We start from the raw sequence: 22381 nt of genomic DNA, 5'->3' as shown, positions 1-22381 counted from the left end.
CCGCGGCCGGGGCGGGCTCCGCCACGGCGGTGGACGGCCCTCAACGGAGCCCGTCGAAGACCGATCGCAGATTCTCCAACGCCTGCGCGGCATGCGGCAGTTCCAGCGGCTCCGGAGCGGCGAGCGACTCGAGCCGCTGCTCGGCGGTGGCCCCCAGGAAAGGCGCCGTGTCCAGCCTGACGTGCAGTGCGCCCAGTTCGTCGCCGAACCGGTGCCCGCCGGGCACCGGCATGCCGAGGCGCTCGGTCAGATGGTCCTCCAGCTCCATGGAGTCGCTGACGCCCAGCTCCGCGAGGCGGCCGCGCAGCGGGCTCAGGTCGGCGTAGAGGTGCCGGCCCGCCTGCGGGGGCCGGGAGACCGCGCCGGCCTTCACCACCGTGCGGTGCACGGCGGCCGCCGTCCGCGCGTGCAGCGCGACCGCTTGCGCGGCCCGCTCGGTGATCTCCGGGGGCTCGTCGAGCGCGTGCGCCGCGGCGGCGGCGACCGGAGCGGGGACGACGGCGCCGAGCGCGGTGAGGATGTCGAGGGTCCTGGCCCGCCGGGCCGCGCCCCGCTCCCCCTGCGGGAAGCGGGCGACGGAGACCGGCCAGGACGACGGGAGGAGCGCGCCGGCGAGGTCGCTCATGACCGTCACCTGCTCCGCGTACATCTCGGCGGGGCTGACCAGCATCGTCGCGTGCGGCTCGTGCACGGTGTCGCGCCAGGTCTCGTCGCTGATGATGTGCAGACCCTCACCGACCGCCGCCTCGCAGACCTCGCTCAGCATCTCCGGCGGGGTGACGGTGGCGGTGGGATCGTCGGCGACGGACAGCAGGAGCAGCCGGGGCCGGCCGCCTTCCAGCCGCACCCTGCGCACGGTCTCGAGCAGCGCGACCGGGTCCGGCACTCCGCCGCACTCCGCGGGGACCGGCACGTGGTAGGCGGGGCGCCCGAGCAGCCGCACCTGCGGGGTCCACCGGGCGGGGCACGGACGGGGCATCAGTACGTCTCCGCCGTACGCTCCGAGCACCGCGAACAGCAGGGACTGCGCACCGGGCGCGGCGACGACCTCACCGGGGCGGCTGCGCAGTCCGCGCCGCCACCAGTATCCGCAGGCCGCCTCCCGCAGCGTCGGCCCGCCGCCCGGCGGCTCGCCCTCCGCCGCGTCGGCGGCGGCGGCCAGGACGGCACTCAGAGAGGGCAGCACGGGAAGCCCGGCGTCGGGTGCGGGCGGTCCGTAGCGCACGGGGCCGTGGCCCTCCTGGTCGGTCCCCGTCATCCCGTCCACCTCCGCCGCTCGCACCCCGGGGGCGCCTGCCCGCCCACGAGCCCTTTATACGGAGGATCGCAGCCCGGCGCCCCGTAGGAGGGTCCGTACGCCGGTGCGGCGGCGTGGCGCGAGGCGGGACGGTGCCTCGGCGGTGCGACACGGATGGTGGCGGCCCGGCGTGGTGGCGGCGGTCCCGGGGTAATCGCGGAACATGTCGGACGCTCACGCAACTCACGTACCAGGCACACGGTCGCTCGGCGGGCAGCCGCTCCGCGGGCGGATCACGGCGCTCCTCGGCCGATGGGACCGCAGCGTCTTCCATGCCGTGGCGGCGCGGGAATGGCCCTGCGCGGAGCCGGTGCTGCCGCGGCTGAGCCGCAGCGCCAACCACGGCCTCCTGTGGTTCGGCGCGGCCGCCGGGATCGCCGCTCTGGGCCGTGACACGCGCTCGCGGCGAGCCGCCGTGCGCGGTGTCGCCTCCCTGGCCGTCGCGTCGGCCGTCATCAACACCGTCGGCAAGCGGTCCGTGCGCCGGGCACGGCCGTTGCTCGACGCGGTTCCCGTGATACGGCAGTTGAAGCGGCAGCCGTTCACCACGTCCTTCCCCTCCGGGCACTCCGCGTCCGCCGCCGCCTTCGCGACGGGTGTCGCCCTGGAGTCGAAGGGATGGGGTGCCGCCGTCGCCCCCGTGGCGGCGTCCGTCGCCTTCTCCCGCGTCTACACGGGTGTCCACTTCCCGAGCGACGTCCTGGTCGGCGCGGCGCTGGGCGTGGGCGCGGCGTTCGCGGTGCGCGGCGCGGTCCCGACGAGGTCGCAACTGCCGACCCCCGGCACGCCGCACGCCGACGCTCCGGAGCTGCCCGACGGCGAGGGCCTGATCGTGATCGTCAACCGGGAGTCGGGCTCCGCCGACATGGCGCCGGTCGTGCAGCAGGCACTGCCGCGGGCGGAGGTGGTGGAGTGCGCCCCCGACGAGCTGCGGGCCGAGCTGGAGAAGGCCGCCGGGCGGGGACGCGCGCTGGGCATCCTCGGCGGGGACGGGACGGTCAACAGGGCGGCGGCGGTCGCCGCGGGGCGGGGCCTGCCGCTGGCCGTCTTCCCCGGAGGCACGCTCAACCACTTCGCGTACGACCTGGGGATAGAGTCCGTCGACGACACCTGCCGGGCGCTGGCCGCGGGTGACGCGGTCCGGGTCGACCTGGGCCGGTTCACACCGGGGCCTGACGGCAGCGCGGAGCCCGGCCACTTCCTCAACACGTTCAGCCTGGGCGTGTACCCGGACCTGGTGAGCGTCAGGGAACGCTGGTCGCCGCGGATCGGCGGCTGGCCCGCCGGTGTCCTGGCGGCCTTGCTGGTGCTGCGCGGCCGGCAGCCGCTGGAGGCGCAGGTCCAGGGCCGCCGGCGCCCGATGTGGCTGCTGTTCGCGGGCAACGGCGTCTACAAGGGCGTCGGCCCGACACCGGGCCACCGGCAGAATCTCGTGGACGGCCTGCTGGACGTCCGCGTGGTGCACGGGGGCCGGGCGCCGGGCTGGCGGCTGCTGGGCGCGGCGCTCGTCGGCAAGCTGCGCCGCTCCCCCGTCCACGCGACACGGCAGCTGCGGCGGCTGCACATCGGCGGGCTGGCTCCGGGGACCCTGCTCGCCTACGACGGTGAAGTGGCCCCGGCGCCGCCGGAGTTGATCCTGGACAAGGTCCCGGAGGCACTGACGGTCTACCGTCCGCAGGCCCTGCTGTAGGGGCCTGCGGCAGGGTCCCGCGTCCCGTCGGGGGCGCAGTGCGGTCGCTCGCGGGGGCGGCGCGTTCTCCCGCACGGGCGATGCGTCTTGCCGCGCGGGCAGTGCGTCCGGCCCGTGCCCGCGGTGACGTCATGCGGCGCCGGCGGCGCCTCCCGCGCGGGCGATGCGTACGGGCGGCGGTGTCAGAAGCGCAGGACGTACCGTCGTTGCCACGGCGTCTCCACCGCGCCCCGGTGGTAGTGCTCGCGCACATACGCGACGGCGTCCTCGGCGGGGACGCCGTCAAGGACGGCGAGGCAGGCGAGGGCGGTGCCCGTGCGGCCACGGCCGCCACCGCACGCGATCTCGACCCGCTCCGTCGCGGCGCGGGCCCACGCCCGCTCCAGCAGTTGGCGCGCCTGCGCCCGGTCGGCCGGCAGCCGGAAGTCGGGCCAGCGGATCCAGCTCGCCTCCCAGTCGGTCGTGGGAGGCCGGCGGCCGAGCAGATAGACCCCGAACTCCGGCCGGGCACCGTCCGGCAGGGGCCTGCGCAGGCCCCTGCCGCGTACAAGCCTGCCGCTGGGCAGGCGCATGATCCCGTCACCGTCGGATGGCCATGTCTCCGTCACCCGGCCAGCCTATTCACTCATGGCGACTGTCCATACTTCAAGATACGGGTCTTGAAATGCGGGACAGAGGCGTAGCGTTGCGACATCGCCTCAGCAGAAGGAGACACGTCATGCCGCAGGAGACAGCCGTCTACACGCACGGGCACCACGAGTCCGTCATGCGCTCGCACACCTGGCGCACCGCGGCGAACTCGGCCGCGTACCTCCTCGGTGAACTCCGGTCGGGGGCAACGGTGCTGGACGTGGGCTGCGGGCCCGGCACCATCACCGCCGACCTCGCGGAACTGGTCGCGCCGGGCCGGGTCACGGCGGTGGACGCGGCGGAAGGCGTGCTCGAGCAGGCACGGGCGCACGCGGAGCAACGCGGCCTGGACAACGTACGGTTCGCCGTCGCCGACGTCCACGCGCTGGACTTCCCCGACGACTCCTTCGACGTGGTCCACGCCCATCAGGTGCTCCAGCACGTCGGTGACCCGGTGCAGGCGCTGCGCGAGATGCGGCGGGTGTGCCGCCCGGGCGGGATCGTCGCGGCGCGCGACAGCGACTACGACGCGTTCGCCTGGTATCCCCGGCTCCCCGCCCTGGACGAGTGGCTGGACCTCTACCGGCACGTGGCCCGCGCCAACGGCGGTGAGCCGGACGCCGGCCGCAGACTGCTCTCGTGGGCCCGCGCCGCCGGCTTCACAGACATCACGCCCAGCGCGGCGGCATGGTGCTTCGCCACACCTGCCGATCGCACATGGTGGAGCGGCCTGTGGGCCGACCGCACGGTCGCGTCGGTGTACGCGGAGCTCGCGGTGGAGGGCGGGCACACGACCCACGAGCACCTGCGGACGATCGCCGACGCGTGGCGCACCTGGGGCGGCCACGACGACGCATGGTTCATGGTTCCGCACGGCGAGGTGCTCTGCCGGGTGTGATCCGGCCGGGCCTTCGTGCCCGTCCGGCCCGATTCCGTCGGGCGGGATCGCCAACTAGGCTCGCCCGTATGGAGATCCTCGGAACCACGCTCCGCATCTGCGTCGACGACCTGGAAGCCTCCGCCGCGTTCTACGAACGCCTCACCGGCGCCCCGCCGCTCCGGTTCGAACGCGGCGGGGTCTCCGTGGCGGCCGTCGGCTGCTTCCTGCTGATGAGCGGCCCGGAGGCGGAACTGGAGATCCTGCGGAAGGTGTCGGCGACGATCGCCGTGAAGGACGTGGACGAGGCGTACTCCACCCTCACCGGCATCGGCGCGCGGGTGCTCGCCGGCCCGGTGGAGACCCCTGTCGGCCGCAATCTGATCGCCGTCCATCCCGACGGCTCGGTCTTCGAGTACGTGGACCGCAAGCCGGCTTCCTCATGATGACGGTTTCGAGACCGTGGGCGGTGACGTGGAGGCAGGCTGCGACCAGGACGATGTTCTGGGCAGGACGGGAGACACCGGGCATCGCTGGTTCCGATTCGTCAGGCCAGGTGGCGGGAGGTGCACCGTGGGGAGAGGGAGCGGTGTCGCAGGTGCGGAAGGAACACAGGCCCCGCGGGCGAAGCGTGCCCGCGGGGCCTGGTCATCGGGCTGGACTTGTCTCTGACGGCGTCATCCGAAGTTGACGTCGCTGCACAGGAAGTACTTCTGGTCCATGTGCGAGGCCTTCCAGACGGTCACCACGACGTGCCGGCCGCTGTAGCCGGAGGTGCTGACGTCCGTGACGTAGTGCGGCTGGTAGGGGTAGCGGCCGGTCTTCTTCACCAGCTCGAGGTCGTTCCAGCCGATCAGCTGGTACTCGGGGTTGAAGCCCTGCTTGGTGACGTAGACCTCGAGCCAGTCGGCGCCGTGGCGTGCCTCGTCGTAGAGGTCGACGGTGAAGTCCGAGCCGATGTCGGTGGTGATCCAGGGACCGGGGCGGTCGAGCGGCCGGTAGTTGGTCTCGCCCTGGCCACCGGCGCTGCATATCTGCCCGTCGGGGATGACCTGCTTGTAGTTTTCCCCGGTGTTGTTGGCGTAGACGGCCTTCCATGCTCCGATCGCGTTCGGGTTCTCGTGGTAGGTGCGGTAGCACATGGGGTCCTGCGCCTCGTTCGGCTCGGTGTAGCCCCACCGCTGCAGGCAGCCGTAGTTCCGGGTTTGCGGGGTGATCACTGTTCCGTGTGCGGAGGCCGTCGGCGCCAGCGGAAGCAGACAGGCCACGCCGGTGGCCAGGACGCCGGCGCTGATGACGGTGCGACGGGTGGGGCGGGAAGGTGCTCGGTCCATGGTGCTCTTCCTCCAGAGTGATTGGGGGATCGGCGGGCTGGTGTTGCCCGCGTGGTGCACATGACGGCGGTCCGGATCAGTTCTGGTTGTTCGGCACCTCCCTTCGGCTGTGGCGTGGGAAGCGCTGCTCGATGGACCAGCGGCCGGGCCCGAGGGCGGCGATGAGCAGGAACGACCAGCAGAAGAGGACGGCGAGTTCACCGCCGTTTTCCAGGGGGAACAGTCCGTCCGCCTGGTGGTGGACGAAGTAGGCGTAGGCCATGGAGCCGGAGCACACGAGTGCGGCGGGGCGGGCGGCGATGCCGAGCAGGACGAGCGCACCGCCGATCAGCTGGATGAGCGCCGCCCACCAGCCGGGCCACTGTCCTACCGAGGGCGCCTGGCCGTGGGGCCCGCCGAGGACGTTGAAGAGGGTTGCGGCCCCGTGGCAGACGAACAACAGGCCGACCACGATGCGGAACAGGCCGAGAGCCTGCGTTGCGTACCTTGCTTCCACAGAGTTGCCCTTTCGTCGGGGTGCGTCAGGGGCGGGCCGGCCGCCGGCCCTGCGGGGCGGCGAGCCCCGGGTTCCGTCAGCTGGTGAGAGTCCACTTCTGGCTGGCCCAGCTGCTGCAGTCCCACAGGTGCAGGCGGGCGCCATCGGCCGTGCTCTGGCTCTCGATGTCGAGGCAACGGCCGGACTTGAGGTTCTTCAGGGTGCCACCTGCCTGGAAGGCCCACTTCTGGCTGTCCCAGCCGCCGCAGTCCCACAGGTGGGCCCTGGTCCCGTTCGTGGTGTAACCGCCTTCGACGTCCAGGCACTTGCCGCCGGACTTGAGCTGCTGGCCGTCGAGCGTCCAGGTCATCGAGGGGGTGGTGGCGCAGGACCACTGCTGGATCGCGGTGCCGTTGGCGGTGCCGGCGCCGGCGCGGTCGACGCACTTGGAGGTCGCGCCGTTGACGATCTTTCCGCCGGTGGCCGGGTCGGGGTCGGGGTTGTTGCCGCCGGGGCCCCAGGCGTTCCAGTTGTCCCAGGTCTCGGCGTCGAAGCCGATCCGGCCGAGCTTGTCGGCGGCCCAGTTGGTGCCGGACTTGTTGATGGCGGTGCCGCCGACGGTGTAGTTCTCCAGCTTCAGACCGCGGCTGTCACGTGTTTCGTTGCCGAGCGTCACCTTCTGCCCGGCGGAGTTGGTGTAGCGCTTGAGGAGGCTGACCTGGGAGCCGGCGTCCAGTTGGTTCCAAGCGTCGATCTTCAGGTTCTTGACGTGGATGTTCTCCGTGCTGGAGAGGGCGAAGACGCGGATGGCGCAGTTCGTCATGCCCTCGACGGTGATGTTGTCGAACGTCATGTTCTTCACCCACGTGCTCGGGTCGGCCTTGGTGGTCGAGCCCATGTCCTCCCAGTGCGAGGAGGAGTTGAGGATGCAGGTGTTGTATTTGACGTCCTTCCAGTACATCCGGTTGTGGATCACGTGCGTGTTGCTCACTCGCACGTTGTCGATGCTGCGCGGGGTCCAGCCCCACTGGATGACGGGCCCGTTCTCGTTCTTCCAGATGACGGTGTTATCGATGCTGACGTCGCTGTGGTACATCTTCAGCACGTCGTCGTTGGCGTTGAAGAACGTGTTCTTCATGGTGCTGCCGCGGTAGAGCTCGATGCCGTCGGTCTGCCAGTACCAGGACCCGACCTGCTTGTAGTTGTCGACCCGCATGCTGAAGGTCTGCTCGTCGCCGTAGACGACGAAGGAGTGGTAGGGCGGCTCGTTGATGGTCACGCCCTGCAGGTCCAGGTGCTGCTGGCGGCCCTGCGCCGATGCGAACTGCAGCATCTTCACGCAGCTGGAGTGGCAGTTGGAGGCGCCGCTGAGATGGTCGTAGTTGTTGTTCGTGTCCGCCTCGTAGACGTACTGCTCACCGGAGAGGACGCCCTGGCCGGTCACCTTGTAGAGGCCCTGGCTGTCGTCGGGGAACCGGATGGCTCCCTTCACGTATGCGCCGGGCGCCAGGTAGACCCACTTGACCTGCTTGGGCAGTAGGGCGTGGTACTTGGAGGTCATGTAGTAGGTGCCGGGCCTGAAGTACACGATCTCCTCGGTGATCGTGTTCAGGTTGGTGACCTGGCCCTGCCGCGGGTAGTGGATGCTTCCGGAAGCGGCAGTCGGGATCAGCCGCTCCTTCTCCGCGCCGGTCGGGGCCGGCTCCGCAAAGATCATCATGGAGTTGCGGGGCTCGGTGTGGATGGCCCGCCGGCCGCTGCCGCCCTGGTCGGTGAGCTTGCCGGCGTCGTTCGTGGGGCCGGACATGTCGTTGTAGGCCGTGTACAGCTGCGGATCGAACTCCACGGAGAACCGGTAGCCCTTGGCGTCGTAGGGCACCTTGACGCGCACGGTCTTGCTGTCGACCAGTTCCTTGGCGAAGTCCAGGCTGCTGGGCTTGATCTTGACCTGGTCGGCCGAGGAGATCGTCTGTCCGGAGCGCAGGGTGACGTCGACCCACACGTCGGTCGTGTACTGGAAGGACGACCAGCTCATGGTGAGGTTCGCGCCCGAGGAGAACTCGGCGCCGTCCTCTTTGGTGTAGCCGATCTTGCCCTTGCCGCTGCGCGGGATGCTCATGTAGGCGTACGAGTCGTACTTCGTCCCCGGCTCGGCAGCGGTGGCGACCTTCACGTCGTAGAACGAGGAGCGCCTGACCTTGTCGTTCGCCACCGGGCTGGTGGTGTTGAACTCCTGGTTGTCGTGCCACCAGGTCTGCAGTTGTGCGCTGTCGGCGGTGGTCGCGGCGGCTGCGGTACGGGGAGCGGCGGCCTTCGGAGCCTTGGCCGGCTCTGGTCCGGGCCACGCCGCGGCGGGTGCGACGACGCCGGCGAGCGACAGCGCGAGTCCGACGGCGACAGCCGTCAGCCTGGCCAGTCGTTGCGGTCTTGCTGCGGGCATTGAGGAGCCTCTCCTTCGTCACAGGGGACGTGGCCCGGCGGCATGCGGCCGGGGGCAGTCGTGCCGGTCGGCCGGCCCTTGCGGCTGCGCGCTCCGGCAGGCGTGTGCCGTGCCTGGAGGAGCAGGACGCAGACGCACGGGGCTGCTGAGACCCGGGACACGTGGGTGGAGGACGGTCGGGCCGTGCCGCATGCCGTGAACGACGATGCGGTGCGTGGTCCGATCGCCGCATAACGTCGCGCCATTTCTTCGCCGTGTCAATGAAATGAACGAGATTTACTGTCCGGGGGACGCCCCCGGGAGCCGCAACACCTCACTAATGAGGGCGAAGCGGACGCGCACGATCCCGGAGCGGCATGCGTCACGGTTGCGTAACGCCGAGTTTTCTTTCTTGACGCACAAAAAACGTCAGGGCCACACTCCTGTCACACGCAGTCGTTCGGCCCCCGGGGCGGACCCACCGCGGCAGCCGTGGCGACCCCCGAACCATTCCTCTCGATCCACCTGTGGAGGCATCGCGTAATGACCCCGTCCAAGATCCGTTTCTCGGAGCTGGTCAGCGAGCAGACCCGTGCGGAGATCTTCGCGACGGTCCTGACCGCGGGGCCCATTTCGCGGACCCAGCTCGCCCAGCGCCTGGGCCTGGTGCCCTCCTCGGTGACCCGGACGCTGCCCCCGCTGCTCGAGCACGACTACCTGCGCGAGAGCGACTCAGCACCCCAAGGTCGGGGCCGGCCGCAGAAGATGCTGCACGTCAACGCGGACAAGCACCTCGTCGTCGGCATGAAGATCGGCCCGGCCCTGGTGTCCGGGGTGATCACCGACATGGCCGCACGCGTCCTCGCCCGCGCCGAGGAGCGCATCGCCGACCGCACACCCGAAACGGCCCTGTCCGCCGCGGCTTCCCTGACCGGCCGGCTTCTCTCCGAGGTATCCGGAGCGGCGGACAGGGTTCTCGGCCTGGGGGTGGGGGTCAGCGGCCACGTCGACTCCACCTCAGGCGTCTGCCGGTACTCGGCGCTGCTCGACTGGAACAAGGTCGACGTCGCCCGGCCTCTGCGTGAGGCCACCGGCCTGCCGGTCGTGGTCAACAACGACGTCAACACCCTGGTCGTCGCCGAACGCTGGTTCGGCGAAGGCCGCGACATGGACTCGTTCGCCGTGGTCACAGTCGGCCCCGGTATCGGGTGCGGCCTCTTCCTCGACGGCACGCTCTTCTCCGGCACCTCCGGAATCGCCGGCGAGCTCGGCCACATGCCGCTGGACCCAGCAGGCCCCATGTGCAGCTGCGGCCGCCGCGGATGCCTGGAAGCCCTGGCCGGCGACAGGGCCGTGCTGAGGCACCTGCAGGACGGCGGAGTCGACTGCACCTCCATCGCGCACGCCATCGACCTCGCCCGCTCGCCGGGCACCTCCGGCCACACAGTTGCCGGCTCCGCCTTCACCGAAGCCGGCACCGCTCTGGGACGAGGCCTGGCCGGACTGTGCAACCTGCTCAACCTGCAGAAGATCATCATCGCCGGTGAAGGAGCGGTCGCCTACGACCTCTTCGGCCCGGCCATGACCGCAGCCCTGGACGCCCACGCATTCTCCACCGCGGCCCGCGACTGCCAGATCCACGTGGACCCGGTCCGGCACGACCTGTGGGCCAGGGGCGCAGCCTGCCTGGTCATCAGTGACGCGGTCGGAGCGGCGATCTGACCGTCGCCGGCGACATCACCCACACGCACCCGAAGACAGACGATGAGGTTCTGACGTGCCCGTGAACGAAGCCAGTCCCGCAGACGCCTGGTGGAGCGAGGCGGTGGTCTACCAGATCTATCCGCGCAGCTTCGCCGACTCGGACGCGGACGGCATCGGCGATCTGCAAGGCATCATCGAGCGCCTCGACTACCTCTCCGAGCTCGGTGTCGACGTGCTGTGGCTCTCACCCGTCTATCCGTCGCCGCACGACGACAACGGCTACGACATCAGCGACTACCAGGACATCGACCCGCTGTTCGGAACCCTGGCCGACTTCGACCGCCTCCTCGCGGCCGTCCACGAGCGCGGCATGAAGCTCGTCATGGACCTGGTCGTCAACCACACCTCCGACGAACACCCGTGGTTCACGGCCTCCCGTGACGGCGGCCCTCACGGCGACAAGCGCGACTGGTACATCTGGCGGCCCGCCCGCGACGGCATGGAACCGGGCACACCGGGCGCGGAACCCAACAACTGGGGCTCTTTCTTCTCGGGCCCCGCCTGGACCTACGACGAGACGAGCGGCGAGTACTACCTGCACCTTTTCTCCCGTAAGCAGCCCGACCTCAACTGGGAGAACCCGGTCGTCCGCCGGGCGGTGCACACCATGATGCGCTGGTGGCTCGACCGGGGTGTCGACGGCTTCCGGATGGACGTCATCAACCTCATCTCCAAGGCCCCCGGGCTCCCGGACGGGATCGTGCACGAGGGGGACCGCTACGGGGACGGCAGCCCCCACTACATCTGCGGACCCCGGATCCACGAGTTCCTCGCCGAGATGCACCGCGAGGTCTTCGAGGGCCACCCGCGCAGGCTGCTGACCGTCGGCGAGATGCCCGGCGTCACGGTGGAGGAGGCCAGACTCTTCACCGACCCCGCCCGCCGCGAGGTCGACATGGTCTTCCAGTTCGAGCACGTCGGCCTCGACCAGGGCCCCGGAGGGAAGTTCGACGTCCGGCCCCTGAAACTGACCGACCTCAAGGCCAGCCTCGGACGGTGGCAGACCGGCCTCGGCGACACCGGCTGGAACAGCCTGTACTGGAACAACCACGACCAGCCGCGTGTCGTCTCACGCTTCGGCGACGACGGCCCCGCCTACCGCGACCGCTCCGCCAAGCTGCTGGCCACCGTCCTCCACCTGCACCGCGGCACGCCCTACGTCTACCAGGGCGAGGAACTCGGCATGGCCAACGCGCCCTTCGCCTCGATCGACGACTTCCGCGACATCGAGTCCCTCAACCACCACCGCGAGCAGACCGCCCTCGGCGCCGACGAGAACAGCGTCCTCGCCGGCCTGCGCCACCGCAGCCGCGACAACGCCCGCACCCCGATGCAGTGGGACACCACCCAGCACGCCGGCTTCACCACCGGCACACCGTGGATCGCGGTCAACCCCGACCACCGCACCGTCAACGCCAAGGCCCAACTCGCCGACCCCCACTCCGTCTTCCACTACTACCGCCGCCTCATCGCCCTGCGGCACACCGAACCCGCCCTCACCCACGGCGACTTCCACATGCTCCATCCGGACCACGAACAGCTCTACGCCTTCACCCGCCACGACGCCGCATCCGGCACCGAACTGCTCGTCCTCGCCAACTTCGGCGCAACCGGCCTCACCGTCGACCTGCCCGAAGGCTGGGAACACAGCGAGACGCTCATCGCCAACGTCCCCGCGACCACACCTCTCGCCGCCCGGCACACCCTGCGGCCCTGGGAAGCCCGCGTCCACCGTCGCAACGCCTGACGCCCCCACCGTCCTGCCGAAAGAGCCCCGAAGCCCCACCGTCTCCCCCCGCACCGCCCTACCCGTGCAGACCCAAGGAAATCTCATGACGAACATGCGCCTCCGTGCCACCCGCCGCACCACACGCCGAGCGCTGCTCGCCGTGTCCGCCCTGGCACTCGTGGCACCGCTCGCCGCATGCGGCGGCGGATCCGACACAGCAGAGGGAGACGGCAAGACCCTGCGCCTGTGGCACTACGAGCAGGAGGACGGCGCCCTCAGCAGGGCCTGGGACGCGGCCATCGCAGAGTTCAAGAAGACCCACCCCGACGTGAAGGTCGTCTTCGAACGCAAGACCTTCGAGCAGATCCAGCAGAACGCAGGCATGATCCTCAACTCCGACAAGGCACCCGACGTCATGGAGTACAACAAGGGCAACGCCACCACCGGCCTGCTCGCCAAGCAGGGCCTGCTCACCGATCTGACCGCCACCGCGAAGGAACGCGGCTGGGACAAGAAGATCAGCGAGAGCGCCTCCGTCACCGCCCGCTACGACGCCAAGGGCGAGATGGGCGGCGACAAGTGGTACGGCATACCCAACTACGGCGAGTTCGTCCTCACCTACTACAACGACGATCTGTTCAAGAAGCACAACGTCGCCAAGCCCACCGACCTCAAGAGCTTCGAAGCCGCCCTCGCCAAGTTCAAGGCCGCCGGAATCACCCCGCTCGCCAACGCCGGCAACGATCACCCCGCCGGCCACTGGCTCTACCTGCTCGCCGTGTCCAAGGCCGACAACACCTGGGTCGACAACTACCAGCTCTACAAGGGCAAGGTCGACTTCCACGGCCCCGAGTGGACCTACGCCGTCAATACGTACAAGGACTGGCTCGACAAGGGCTACTTCGAGCAGAAGGACGTCGGCCTCAAGGGCTCCGACATGACCGAACAGTTCGTGTCCCAGAAGCGGCCCATCATGGTCGGCGGCAACTGGTGGTTCGGCAGCCTGACCAACGACATCACCGACTTCAAGTGGTCCACCGGCCCCTACCCGGGCAGCGAGAAGACCCTCGGCTCCGGCGGCAACAACTGGGTCGTCCCCACCAAGGCGAAGAACAAGAAGCTCGCCGAGGACTTCATCGACATCACCATGTCCGAGAAGATCCAGAAGCTCATCGGTGAGGAGGGCAACATCCCCCTGGCGGCCAAGGCCGACACCATCACCAACCCACGCTCCCGTGAACTGATCCAGGCCTTCGCCACCTACCAGGACGGCAGCGGACTCGCGTTCTACCCCGACTGGCCCGTCGCCGGCTACTACGACACCTGGCTGGGCGCCACCCAGAACCTCATGAACGGCGGCAAGCCCCACTCCGTCCTCGACGAGCTGGCAGCCCCCTACGAGAAGTACGCGGCGACCCGATCCTGAGGCTCGACCGGCCCTCGCCACGCCGGTCCCTCACCCTTCCTCCGGGGAACGGCGGCCCGCCCGCACCGGGCCGCCGTCCCGCCCACCTAGGAGCAACAGTGAAAGCCACACGTCACCCGCGGGCCACAGGCTACGCAGTCTTCCTCGCACCCGGCCTGCTCCTGAGCCTGCTCTTCCTCGCCGTCCCGCTGGTGATGACCTTCTACTACAGCCTCACCGAATGGCAGGGCATCGGCGACCCCGTCTTCACCGGCCTGGACAACTACGTTCGCCTCTTCCAAGACGCCGACTTCTGGGCCTCGTTCCGCAACATCGCCGTCGTCATCATCGGCATCGCGGTCGTCCCCACGCTCCTCGGCCTCTTCCTCGCAGCCCTGATGTTCGACTACATCGGCAAGAAGCACGGCGACGGCATCGTCAGCGTCTTCCGATCCGGCCTCTACCTGCCCCAGGTCATCCCCGTCGCCGTCACCGGCCTCATGTGGGGCTGGATCCTCGCCCCCGAAGGTGCCGTCAACAGCATCCTCGAGACCGTCGGCCTCTCCTCCCTCGCCGAGAACTGGCTCGGCGACCCCGACCTCGCCCTGTGGATCGTCCTCGCCGTCCTCGTCTGGATGCAGCTCGGCTATCCCCTGGTGCTGTTCCTCTCAGGCCTCCAGCGCATCGACCCCGAACTCTACGAAGCAGCCGCCCTCGACGGCGCCACGTGGTGGCAGCGCTTCACCCGCATCACCGTGCCGATCCTCCGTCCCGAGGTCTACGTCGTCCTGGTCACCACCACCATCGCCGGCCTGAAGGTCTTCGCACAGATCTTCGTCCTCACCGGAGGAGGACCCGGCAACTCCACCCTGGTCCCCGCCTACTTCGCCTACCAGAACTTCTTCGAACGCGCCGACGTCGGTTACGGATCAGCCATCTCCAGCACCATCACCCTGCTCGTGCTGATCATCGCGGCAACGATGCTCACCCGCCAGGCCCGCGAGGACGGATGACCATGACCATGACCACCGAACGCACGGCCGAGCACCGCGCCCACCCGCCGATACACCCGGCCGCCCCAGCCACTCGCTCCAGCAAGAGGCCACGCAAGCGCAGCGCCGGCTCATACGCCGTCACCGCCGCAGTCGGCGTCTTCGTCCTGGCCTTCCTCTCCCCGTTCGTCATCATCCTGCTCAACTCGTTCAAGACCAGCGCGGACTACCGGACCAACGGATCACTCTCCTGGCCCGCCCAGTGGAACTGGGAGATCATCAGCGACGTCTGGGAACGCGTCGACTTCAGCCAGAAGCTGGTCAACAGCATCCAGATCAGCCTCGGCGTCGTCCTCATCGCCGTCCTGTTCGCCCTTTTCAACGCCTACGCCATCGGCATCGGACGAGTGCGCTGGCGTACCGCGTTCCTCGTCTTCTTCCTCGGCTCCAACGTCCTGCCGCAAGAAGGCCTGGTCTACCCCATCTACTACCTCTTCAAAGAGATGGGCCTCTACGACGGCAAGCTCGGCTACACCATCCTCGTCGGCATCACCTACAGCGCCTTCGGCACCTACCTGCTCTCCTCCGTCTTCAGCAGCTTCCCCCGAGAACTGATCGAAGCCGCCTCCATGGACGGAGCCGGCCGGTGGACCATCCTGTGGCGCATCGTCCTCCCCATGAGCTGGCCCACCCTCTCGGTGATGTGCGTCTTCTTCTTCGTCTGGAGCTGGAACGAGTTCCTCTACCCCCTCGTCCTGCTCATCTCCAACGACAACCAGACCGTCCCGCTCGGACTGTCGGTCATGCAGGGGCAGTACACCAGCGACCCCACCGCCATGAGCGCCGCAGCCCTTCTCGGCATCATCCCCATGGTCGTCTTCTTCCTCATCTTCCAACGTTCCCTGACCCGCGGCCTGACAGCCGGCGCCGTCAAGTAGCCACCGCACCACCCCGGGTCCGGCCAACGCCCGCCCCGCAGCCGGACCCGGGGTCCACATATCGCGCCCGCCTACCGACAGCGCAGGACCTCGAGTCGTCGTCACCTTGCATCCCAGACAACACACCCGGGGGTGGCCGCTCACGGCCGCCTCCCGGCCGCATTCCCGGCCGAGCCGAGGTACGCCATGAACACCGCCCCTTTCCCCGCACCAAGCCAAGAACGCCACGCGGACCACTACTCCCGCACAAGAACACCCGCGTGGAGGACTCGCTGCCCTGGAGTGGCACGGGTGCACCGGCGGCCACCCGTCGTGCGGTCCTGTTGTCGGCTTCTGCCGGGAGCGCGCCGGGAGAGCGGCAAGGAGAAGCGCGGACAGGCCGCACCGCATCAGACTGCTGACCCTTCCCCCAGGGAACCCGCGCCGCCGGTCAAGCCACCGTCTTGTCCTGCTGCCGGCGCACCATCTCGGTGATCCAGGTCGGCGCGAACGGAGACGTGCAGCCCGGGGAAGTCGGGTAGTCCTTGAGAACTTCCAGGCGCTCGCCGATGCCGATCGCGCGGGCGCGGTGCTCGGCGTGCTCGATCCCGATCTGGGCCAGGCAGTGGTTCATCGCCCATTGCAGGCGGTCCGGGGCGTCCTTCATCTCCGCCTCGATGACGTCGAGCAGTCCCTCGAGGTCGAGACCGTCGGGCTTCTTCGCCACACGTTCGGTGGTCAGCGCCCAGCCGGCACTCGCGACCACCGGGTCGGGATCGGCGGACCATGCCTGGCGCAGCTCTTCGGAGTGCGGGTTCTTCTTCACCACGTAGTTCACGAGCCAGTCGTGCACCTTCGGCGTGCGCGCCTGGCGCACCATGGCGTCCAGTTCGTCACGCTCGAACGCCTTCGGGCGGCAGATCAGGATCGCCAGCAGTCTCGCCGCGCTGTCGTCCGTCTCCCAGAGCCGGCACGCGAGTTCCTGCTGCGTCTTGAGCCGCTTCGCGAGCGCGCGCAGCTTGCCGAGATTCACACCGTGATCGTCACCGTGTCTCTCGTTCACCTCGCGTGCCTTCGGGTCCTCGAGCTCGGCCAGCTCGGCCATGACCTCGGCCGCCGTCGTCTCGGCCACCTCGGCCCTCCTGTCCGTCGTGTGCGGGGATTCAGCCTACGCCGGAGGTCGGCCTCCGGACCGGACATGCCGGTTCGGCGGCCGCCAGGGACACGAAATCGCGCGTCTTCCGCCCCCACCAGGGAGGGCACTCTCACGGCGACCGATGTGCCGGGGCGCGGCGGAGCCTCAGGTGTTCCGGATGCGGCGGGCCGCATCCACCAGGTCGGCGGGCAGCGCGGGGCCGGCGCACGCGACATCGATCAGCAGGCTCCGGTACGAGTCGTTCGGCAGTTTCGGCGCCAGTTCGACGAGCTCGCTCAGGTCCGCCGGGGAGCCGGTGAGCCGAGCCCGGTAGGCCGCCCCGGCCGCGCGGAGTGAGAGGTCGGCCGGCTCGTGCTTCATTCCCTCGGCGACCAGCCGGACGGCGGAGGCGAAGTCGCCCTGCTCGGCGCGCACGTCGGCCAGGTCGAGGAAGAGCGACCAGTTGGCCGGGTCCAGCGTGAGCGCGCGCTCGAACGCCGCGGCGGTCTGCTCGAAATCACCCAACTTGCGCCACGTGCCCGCCCGCACGACCTCCGTCAGCATGAGCCGCTCAACGGCGTCCGCCCGGTCGCAGAGGGCGAACGACGCGTCGGTGAGACCGCACGCCCGCAGCAGGATCGCCATCTTGGCCAACGCCTCCGGCAGCGGCCGGCGGGCGGCGACCGCATCGATGGCGTCGAACCAGGGCCGGAACCGTTCCCGCATGCTTTCGGAGTCCAGAGCATGGCCGTAGTCCATCGTCCGCATCGCGGCCTCCGCCAGCGCGTCGGCGCTCACCGCGCGGAGGAATCGTTCGTCGCCGAACCAGGGGGCTCTCGCCCAGGCGATGCCGGGCCGCACACCCGTGACCGAGCCGATCGCCAGCGCCGCGTCGTCCATGTCGCCCTCGAGGAAGCTGATGTACGACCGCGCCAGTACCGTCCTCAACGAGTCGCCGTTCCGCACGACCTCGGCCAGCTCCGACCGCTTGTCCTTCCACAATTCGGCAAGGACCGCATAGGGCTCCGGATCCTCGGGCGCGGAGGCGATGGCAGCCGCCAGATGATCCACCGCTGCGGCCGGACTGCCCCCGCAGTGCGCCAACACCCGCGCGAGACCGACACCAGCTGCTACCGCCCGATTCGACATCGTCCGAGGATAGTCCTGACCCGATCACGTCGGGCCCGTCGGTCATGTCCCGCTGGACACGATGCCCGTCGGCCACGGCACGCTCACCGCTGACGGCGGCTGCCTGCGTCTCCGACGGTTCGGTCCCGGGTCGTCATCTCCCGGGTGATCGCCCAGCGCTCGTGGTCGCGCCAGGCGCCGTCGATGTACAGGAAGTCGGGCGAGTAGCCCTCGAGCCGGAAGCCGACCGACCGTACGAGTCCCAGCGAAGCCGTGTTTCCGGGCTGGATGTTGGCCTCCAGGCGGTGCAGCCCCAGGCCGCCCCGCGCGAAGGCGTGCTCGACCAGGAGCCGCAGCCCCTCCCCCATCAGACCGCGGCCCACGGCGTGCGCGAAGGCCCCGTAACCCACGGCGCCACTGAGGAACGCGCCGTGGACGATGTTGTTGATGTTGATGTATCCGGCGATCCTGCCGGCCGGGCGCTCACACGCCAGGAAGCCCGCACGGGCCGGGTCCTCGATGAGCCGCCGCGCGTACCCGGCGTAGTCGTCGGGTGTGAGCGGCGGGAAGAGCCACGGCCGGTGGTGGTCCTTGCTCCGCCGCGCGGCCGCGGTGAATTCCGCGGCGTCCTCGTACGTGAGGTGGCGCAGGGCGACGCGTGTGCCGGTGGCGACGTACGGGTCGCCTGTGGAAGACCGGGGCTCGGACTCGGACATGGCGTCAGCTTGTCATGCGGCCCGTCTCCGAGGCCGCTCCGTTACCAGGGCGACCGTCCCCCGCGCCGCATCGGTGAGAGACTTGTCAGACAGGGCGTGCGCCCCTCGGCGGAATCGCAGAGGACGCCCGCACCACGTGGTGAGCCCAGGGAAGGACCGGTCCAGTGGCAGTCAGCAGGCAGCAGCGCAGACCCGTCGTCGTCCTGTACGAGCGGATCGCGGACGCCATCCGCGAGGGCGTCTACCCGCCCGGGTCCACCCTCCCCTCGGAGCCCCGGCTCGCCGGCGAGCTCGGCGTCAGCCGCCCCGCCCTGCGTGAGGCGCTGCTGCTGCTCCAGGAGGACGGCCTGCTGTCCGTGCGCCGAGGGGTCGGCCGTACGGTCAACGCCCATCCGCCCCGGCGCGGTTACGAGCACCTCCAGCCGCTGGAGCTGCTGCTCTCCGGCGGCGGAAGCCCGCTGCGGGTGCGGCCGCTGCTTCGGACCACGGAGGAACCGACCGATTTCACCACCCAGCATCTGCTCGCGCCCGCCGGGTCCGAGCTGCGCTTCTGGGAGTCCCTGCTGGACGGCGACGGCGCTACGGGGGTGCTGAGCCACGAGTGGGCCGCGCCGGAGGAGACGCTGGAGGCGGCGCATCCCGCGTTCGCGGCGGCGCTGCGGGAGGCGGGGCCCGCGGTCTCGATGCTCGCCGCGCTGACCGGGGCGTCCCGCGGGATCGCCCTCACCGCGCACAGCGGCGTGACCGCGACGCTTCTCGGCACCCGGCGCGGCCGACAGCTCGACCGGGCGGCGGACACGCCGGCGGTGCTGGTGACGCAGGTGGTGCGGGTCGAGGAGGTGCCGGTACTGGCGGCGAAGCATGTACTGGCGACGGGGGCGGGGGCGCTGCCGGTACGCCAGTCGAACTGAGCGGAGCGGGCCGCCCCGTCCCCGTGCCGTACACTCCCCGGATGCACTTGTCTGACATCTTGCGCGCGCCCAAGGCCGTCCTCCATGACCACCTCGACGGCGGGCTGCGGCCCGGGACGATCATCGAGCTGGCTCGCGACTGCGGCTATCAGGGGCTGCCGACCGAGGATCCGGCCGCTCTCGCGGTCTGGTTCCGGGACGCCGCCGACTCGGGGTCGCTGGAGCGTTACCTGGAGACCTTCGCCCACACCTGCGCGGTGATGCAGACCCGCGAGGCGCTGAAGCGTGTCGCCGCCGAGTGCGCGGAGGACCTGGCAGCGGACGGTGTCGTGTACGCAGAGGTGCGGTACGCGCCCGAGCAGCACCAGGAGCGGGGTCTGGGGCTCGACGAGGTCGTGGACGCGGTCAACGCGGGGCTGCGGGAGGGTGAGCGGCGCAGCGGCGGGAGGATCACCGTGCGTGCGCTGCTCACCGGTATGCGGCACACCGACCGTTCCCTGGAGATCGCCGAGTTGACGGTCGCGCACCGCGACCGCGGTGTCGCCGGGTTCGACATAGCGGGCGGCGAGGTCGGCAATCCGCCGGCCCGCCACCTCGCCGCCTTCCAGCACCTGCGCCGCCACAACTGCCACTTCACGATCCACGCCGGCGAGGCGGTCGGCGCGGAGTCGATCCATGAGGCCGTGCAGGTGTGCGGCGCGGAGCGGATCGGACACGGTGTCCGGATCACGGACGACATCCAGGTCCACGACGACGGCACGGCCACGCTCGGCCGACTCGCCTCGTACGTGCGCGACAACCGCATCGCTCTGGAGGTCTGCCCGACGTCCAACCTCCAGACGGGCGCGGCGAAGTCGTACGACACGCATCCGATCGACCTGCTGCGCCGTCTCGGCTTCCGCGTCACCCTGAACACCGACAACCGTCTCGTCTCGGGCACCAGTATGAGCGAGGAGTTCCGGCACATGGTGGACGCCTTCGGTTACGGGCCCGAGGTGTTCGAGGAGTTCACCGTCGCGGCGGTGGAGTCGGCGTTCCTGCCGCTGCCGGAGCGGCAGCGGCTGATCGACGAGGTGATCCGACCCGGGTACGCGGCCCTCGGAGCGTAGTCAGGACAGGGATCCCCGGACGACGGGGAGTTCGAGCACTCCGGTGTCGCCGGGCGCGCTGACGACCGTGACGGGTTTGACGCCGCGGTTGCCGAAGTACGCCGTGTCGCTCGCCGCGATGACGAACTCCAGCCGGTGCCCGGTTTCGTAGCGGTGCACGACGGCCGGCAGTTCCACCGTGAACGCCTTGGTCACGTCCGGTACCCGGACCGGCGCGACCAGGCGGTTCACCAGGGTCTTGGTGCCGTTCGGCGCGATGTCGTACACCTTGGCGAACAGCACCAGCTTGTCGGCCGCGTCCCCGGAGTGCTGGACGCGTTCCGTCCGGGGTGAGACCACCTTGAGCCGGGCCCGGGGCGCGCCGACCACGTCGACGGGCGATGTCAGCGGCTCGCTCCGCCAGCCCAGGTGGGTGCCCTTCATGTCGTACGGCCGGAGGTCGGGCACACCGATGACGCCGGCGAGCGAGGATTCCGAGTGGCTGGTCGGTACGAGCAGGTTGGTGTAGGTGCGGCTGCCGCGTGCGACCTTGGCGCGGGCGTCGACGAGTTTGCCGTCGCCGGACAGGTAGAGCTTCTGCGAGAGGGAGGGCACGGCGGCCGCCTCGCCGTAGCCGCTTTGCCAGTCGCGGTAGTAGGCGAAGTCGGGGCCGGTGTCCACGGCGGTGTTCTTGTGCAGGTACCGGTCGAACCAGGCGAGGATCCGCCGGCCCACGTAACTCGCCTCCAGATTACCCTCGACGAGGTTGAGCTCTCCGGACGCGGGGTCGGTCATGCCGCCGCTGTGTCCCCACGACTGCCAGATCATCTTGGTCTCGGTGCCTTCGGCTTTCAGCGTCCGGTAGCTGTTCTGTGCCTCGTTGAGGGTGACCAGGCTGTCGGCCTGCCCCTGGACCAGCAGCGTGGGCGCTTCGACGCGCGGCAGATAGGAGACCGGCGAGACGCTGCGGGCGAACGTCCGCATCGCGTCGACCCGGTCGGCGGGATAGCGGCCGGAGTTGAGCAGGCGCAGCGTGTCGCAGGCCTTGGCGACGAAGTGCAGGCACTGGAACGAACCGAAGCGTGAGGGGTCCAGGTTCGGGTTCGTCAGCGGCTGCCCCTCCCCGATCAGCCAGAAGCCGTCGGCCCACTGCCATTTGAAGGCGCCCGGCACGGTCGTCGCGACCGCGTTGTTGGGGTCGAGTGAGTGGTTGAGGTCGTTCCAGGTGATCATCGGGACGAGGGCGTCGACCCGGTGGTCCACGGCGGCGGTGGCCAGCTGGATCGCCCCGCCGTACGAGCCGCCGATCATGCCGACGCGCGGGTCGCCGTGACCGTCCCTGGTCACGAAGTCGGCCGTCGTGCCGTCGTCGGCGGCGCGCTTCCCGGCCAGGAAGTCGATGAGCCGTGAGGCGGATCTGCCGTCGATGTCCGGGTCGTCGAGGGAGATCAGGCAGCCGGAAGCCCCGAAGCCCAGACCGGAGTAGGCCAGCGCGACATAGCCGCGGGCGGCGAACGCCCGGGCCGTGGCGTCCGTCGAGCCGTCGGCCTTGCTGCCGCCGAAGCCGTTGGTGGTGAGGACGGCGGGAGCGGTGCGGTGCCGGTCGAGGCCGGCGGGGCGGTAGAGGTCGGCGTCGATCACGCAGGTCCTGCCGCCTGCCTGGACGGTGAACTTCAGTGCGGTGACGCTGTAGGCGGACTGCGGCGTCTGGTCGGCCGTGGCGGTGGAGGCGGCCGTGAGCGGTGCGAGGAACGCCGCTCCCGCGGCCAGGGCGAGGGCCTTGCGGCTTCGGGGCAGGGCACGGGACACGAGGACCTCCGCATCGAGGACGTCACAACAGGGGCCGCCGTGTCCGAGGTCGACATGACCCAACT

Annotated in this window: 19 protein-coding genes; 10 read left to right on the top strand and 9 right to left on the bottom strand. The window is 69.9% G+C overall.

The genetic code is table 11. From position 1 onward, the window contains the following. Window positions 1-40: 40 nt before the first annotated feature. The gene (locus tag ACTMTU_RS02295; protein ID WP_441261699.1) at window positions 41-1258 is read right to left on the bottom strand and encodes an aminotransferase class I/II-fold pyridoxal phosphate-dependent enzyme; all 1218 of its coding nucleotides are present in this window, start codon (window positions 1256-1258) and stop codon (window positions 41-43) included. 202 nt (window positions 1259-1460) lie between these two features. Between ACTMTU_RS02295 and ACTMTU_RS02290 the strand changes: the two genes are divergently transcribed. After that, on the top strand, window positions 1461-2987 hold the full coding sequence (locus ACTMTU_RS02290; protein ID WP_441261698.1) for a bifunctional phosphatase PAP2/diacylglycerol kinase family protein: 1527 nt from the start codon (window positions 1461-1463) through the stop codon (window positions 2985-2987). 182 nt (window positions 2988-3169) lie between these two features. Here the strand turns inward: ACTMTU_RS02290 and ACTMTU_RS02285 are convergent, their stop codons facing one another. After that, window positions 3170-3559, bottom strand: coding sequence for a protein-tyrosine phosphatase family protein (locus ACTMTU_RS02285; RefSeq protein ID WP_441261697.1), 390 nt, complete (start codon window positions 3557-3559; stop codon window positions 3170-3172). Window positions 3560-3705: 146 nt separating this feature from the next. On the opposite strand from ACTMTU_RS02285, the gene ACTMTU_RS02280 reads away from it, so the two are divergent. Together ACTMTU_RS02280 and ACTMTU_RS02275 are read left to right on the top strand one after the other, a co-directional pair. Then, complete coding sequence (locus ACTMTU_RS02280) at window positions 3706-4515, top strand: methyltransferase domain-containing protein (protein ID WP_441261696.1); 810 nt, start codon at window positions 3706-3708, stop codon at window positions 4513-4515. Window positions 4516-4583: 68 nt separating this feature from the next. After that, window positions 4584-4940 carry a VOC family protein gene (locus ACTMTU_RS02275; RefSeq protein ID WP_441261695.1) on the top strand — a complete coding sequence of 119 codons (357 nt, stop codon included), beginning with the start codon at window positions 4584-4586 and terminating at the stop codon, window positions 4938-4940. 231 nt (window positions 4941-5171) lie between these two features. Here ACTMTU_RS02275 and ACTMTU_RS02270 read toward each other — a convergent pair whose 3' ends face one another. The 3 genes from ACTMTU_RS02270 to ACTMTU_RS02260 all read right to left on the bottom strand — a co-directional run bounded on the left by ACTMTU_RS02270 (window position 5172) and on the right by ACTMTU_RS02260 (window position 8743). After that, window positions 5172-5828: a lytic polysaccharide monooxygenase gene (locus ACTMTU_RS02270; protein ID WP_441261694.1), complete on the bottom strand. Its 657-nt coding sequence runs from the start codon at window positions 5826-5828 to the stop codon at window positions 5172-5174. 76 nt (window positions 5829-5904) lie between these two features. Then, complete coding sequence (locus ACTMTU_RS02265) at window positions 5905-6324, bottom strand: DoxX family protein (protein WP_441261693.1); 420 nt, start codon at window positions 6322-6324, stop codon at window positions 5905-5907. A 76-nt stretch (window positions 6325-6400) separates the two neighbouring features. After that, window positions 6401-8743, bottom strand: a complete 2343-nt coding sequence (locus ACTMTU_RS02260) for a family 49 glycosyl hydrolase (protein WP_441261692.1) — start codon at window positions 8741-8743, stop codon at window positions 6401-6403. A 522-nt stretch (window positions 8744-9265) separates the two neighbouring features. Between ACTMTU_RS02260 and ACTMTU_RS02255 the strand changes: the two genes are divergently transcribed. The 5 genes from ACTMTU_RS02255 (at window position 9266) to ACTMTU_RS02235 (ending at window position 15550) form a co-directional block, all read left to right on the top strand. Continuing rightward, window positions 9266-10444 (top strand): ROK family protein, encoded by a 1179-nt coding sequence (locus ACTMTU_RS02255; RefSeq protein ID WP_441261691.1) that lies wholly within the window; start codon window positions 9266-9268, stop codon window positions 10442-10444. Between the two features lie 61 nt (window positions 10445-10505). After that, complete coding sequence (locus ACTMTU_RS02250) at window positions 10506-12233, top strand: alpha-glucosidase (RefSeq protein ID WP_441261690.1); 1728 nt, start codon at window positions 10506-10508, stop codon at window positions 12231-12233. Between the two features lie 85 nt (window positions 12234-12318). Continuing rightward, window positions 12319-13641, top strand: a complete 1323-nt coding sequence (locus tag ACTMTU_RS02245) for an extracellular solute-binding protein (protein WP_441261689.1) — start codon at window positions 12319-12321, stop codon at window positions 13639-13641. A 98-nt stretch (window positions 13642-13739) separates the two neighbouring features. Beyond that, window positions 13740-14633 (top strand): carbohydrate ABC transporter permease, encoded by an 894-nt coding sequence (locus ACTMTU_RS02240; protein WP_441261688.1) that lies wholly within the window; start codon window positions 13740-13742, stop codon window positions 14631-14633. A gap of 2 nt (window positions 14634-14635) precedes the next feature. Beyond that, the gene (locus tag ACTMTU_RS02235) at window positions 14636-15550 is read left to right on the top strand and encodes a carbohydrate ABC transporter permease (RefSeq protein ID WP_441261687.1); all 915 of its coding nucleotides are present in this window, start codon (window positions 14636-14638) and stop codon (window positions 15548-15550) included. 430 nt (window positions 15551-15980) lie between these two features. On the opposite strand, the gene ACTMTU_RS02230 is transcribed toward ACTMTU_RS02235, so the two are convergent. From ACTMTU_RS02230 to ACTMTU_RS02220, 3 genes are all read right to left on the bottom strand, one after another. Continuing rightward, window positions 15981-16634 (bottom strand): DNA alkylation repair protein, encoded by a 654-nt coding sequence (locus ACTMTU_RS02230; protein ID WP_441261969.1) that lies wholly within the window; start codon window positions 16632-16634, stop codon window positions 15981-15983. Between the two features lie 195 nt (window positions 16635-16829). Further along, entirely contained in the window at window positions 16830-17813 is a 984-nt protein-coding gene (locus tag ACTMTU_RS02225; protein WP_441261686.1) for a tetratricopeptide repeat protein, read from the bottom strand. An 83-nt stretch (window positions 17814-17896) separates the two neighbouring features. Then, complete coding sequence (locus ACTMTU_RS02220) at window positions 17897-18508, bottom strand: GNAT family N-acetyltransferase (protein WP_441261685.1); 612 nt, start codon at window positions 18506-18508, stop codon at window positions 17897-17899. Between the two features lie 164 nt (window positions 18509-18672). Here ACTMTU_RS02220 and ACTMTU_RS02215 point away from each other — a divergent pair, with 164 nt between their 5' ends. Both ACTMTU_RS02215 and ACTMTU_RS02210 read left to right on the top strand, forming a co-directional pair. After that, on the top strand, window positions 18673-19419 hold the full coding sequence (locus ACTMTU_RS02215) for a GntR family transcriptional regulator (protein ID WP_441261684.1): 747 nt from the start codon (window positions 18673-18675) through the stop codon (window positions 19417-19419). A 41-nt stretch (window positions 19420-19460) separates the two neighbouring features. Further along, a complete protein-coding gene (locus ACTMTU_RS02210; RefSeq protein WP_441261683.1) occupies window positions 19461-20528 on the top strand; it encodes an adenosine deaminase in 1068 nt (355 codons plus the stop codon). Here ACTMTU_RS02210 and ACTMTU_RS02205 read toward each other — a convergent pair whose 3' ends face one another. After that, window positions 20529-22316 carry a CocE/NonD family hydrolase gene (locus ACTMTU_RS02205; protein ID WP_441261682.1) on the bottom strand — a complete coding sequence of 596 codons (1788 nt, stop codon included), beginning with the start codon at window positions 22314-22316 and terminating at the stop codon, window positions 20529-20531. Window positions 22317-22381 lie beyond the last annotated feature (65 nt).

Source organism: Streptomyces sp. OZ13, from assembly GCF_052068155.1.
Classification (GTDB): domain Bacteria; phylum Actinomycetota; class Actinomycetes; order Streptomycetales; family Streptomycetaceae; genus Streptomyces.
Note: the sequence above shows the minus strand (reverse complement) of the source record. Positions and strands in the feature narration are given on the sequence as shown.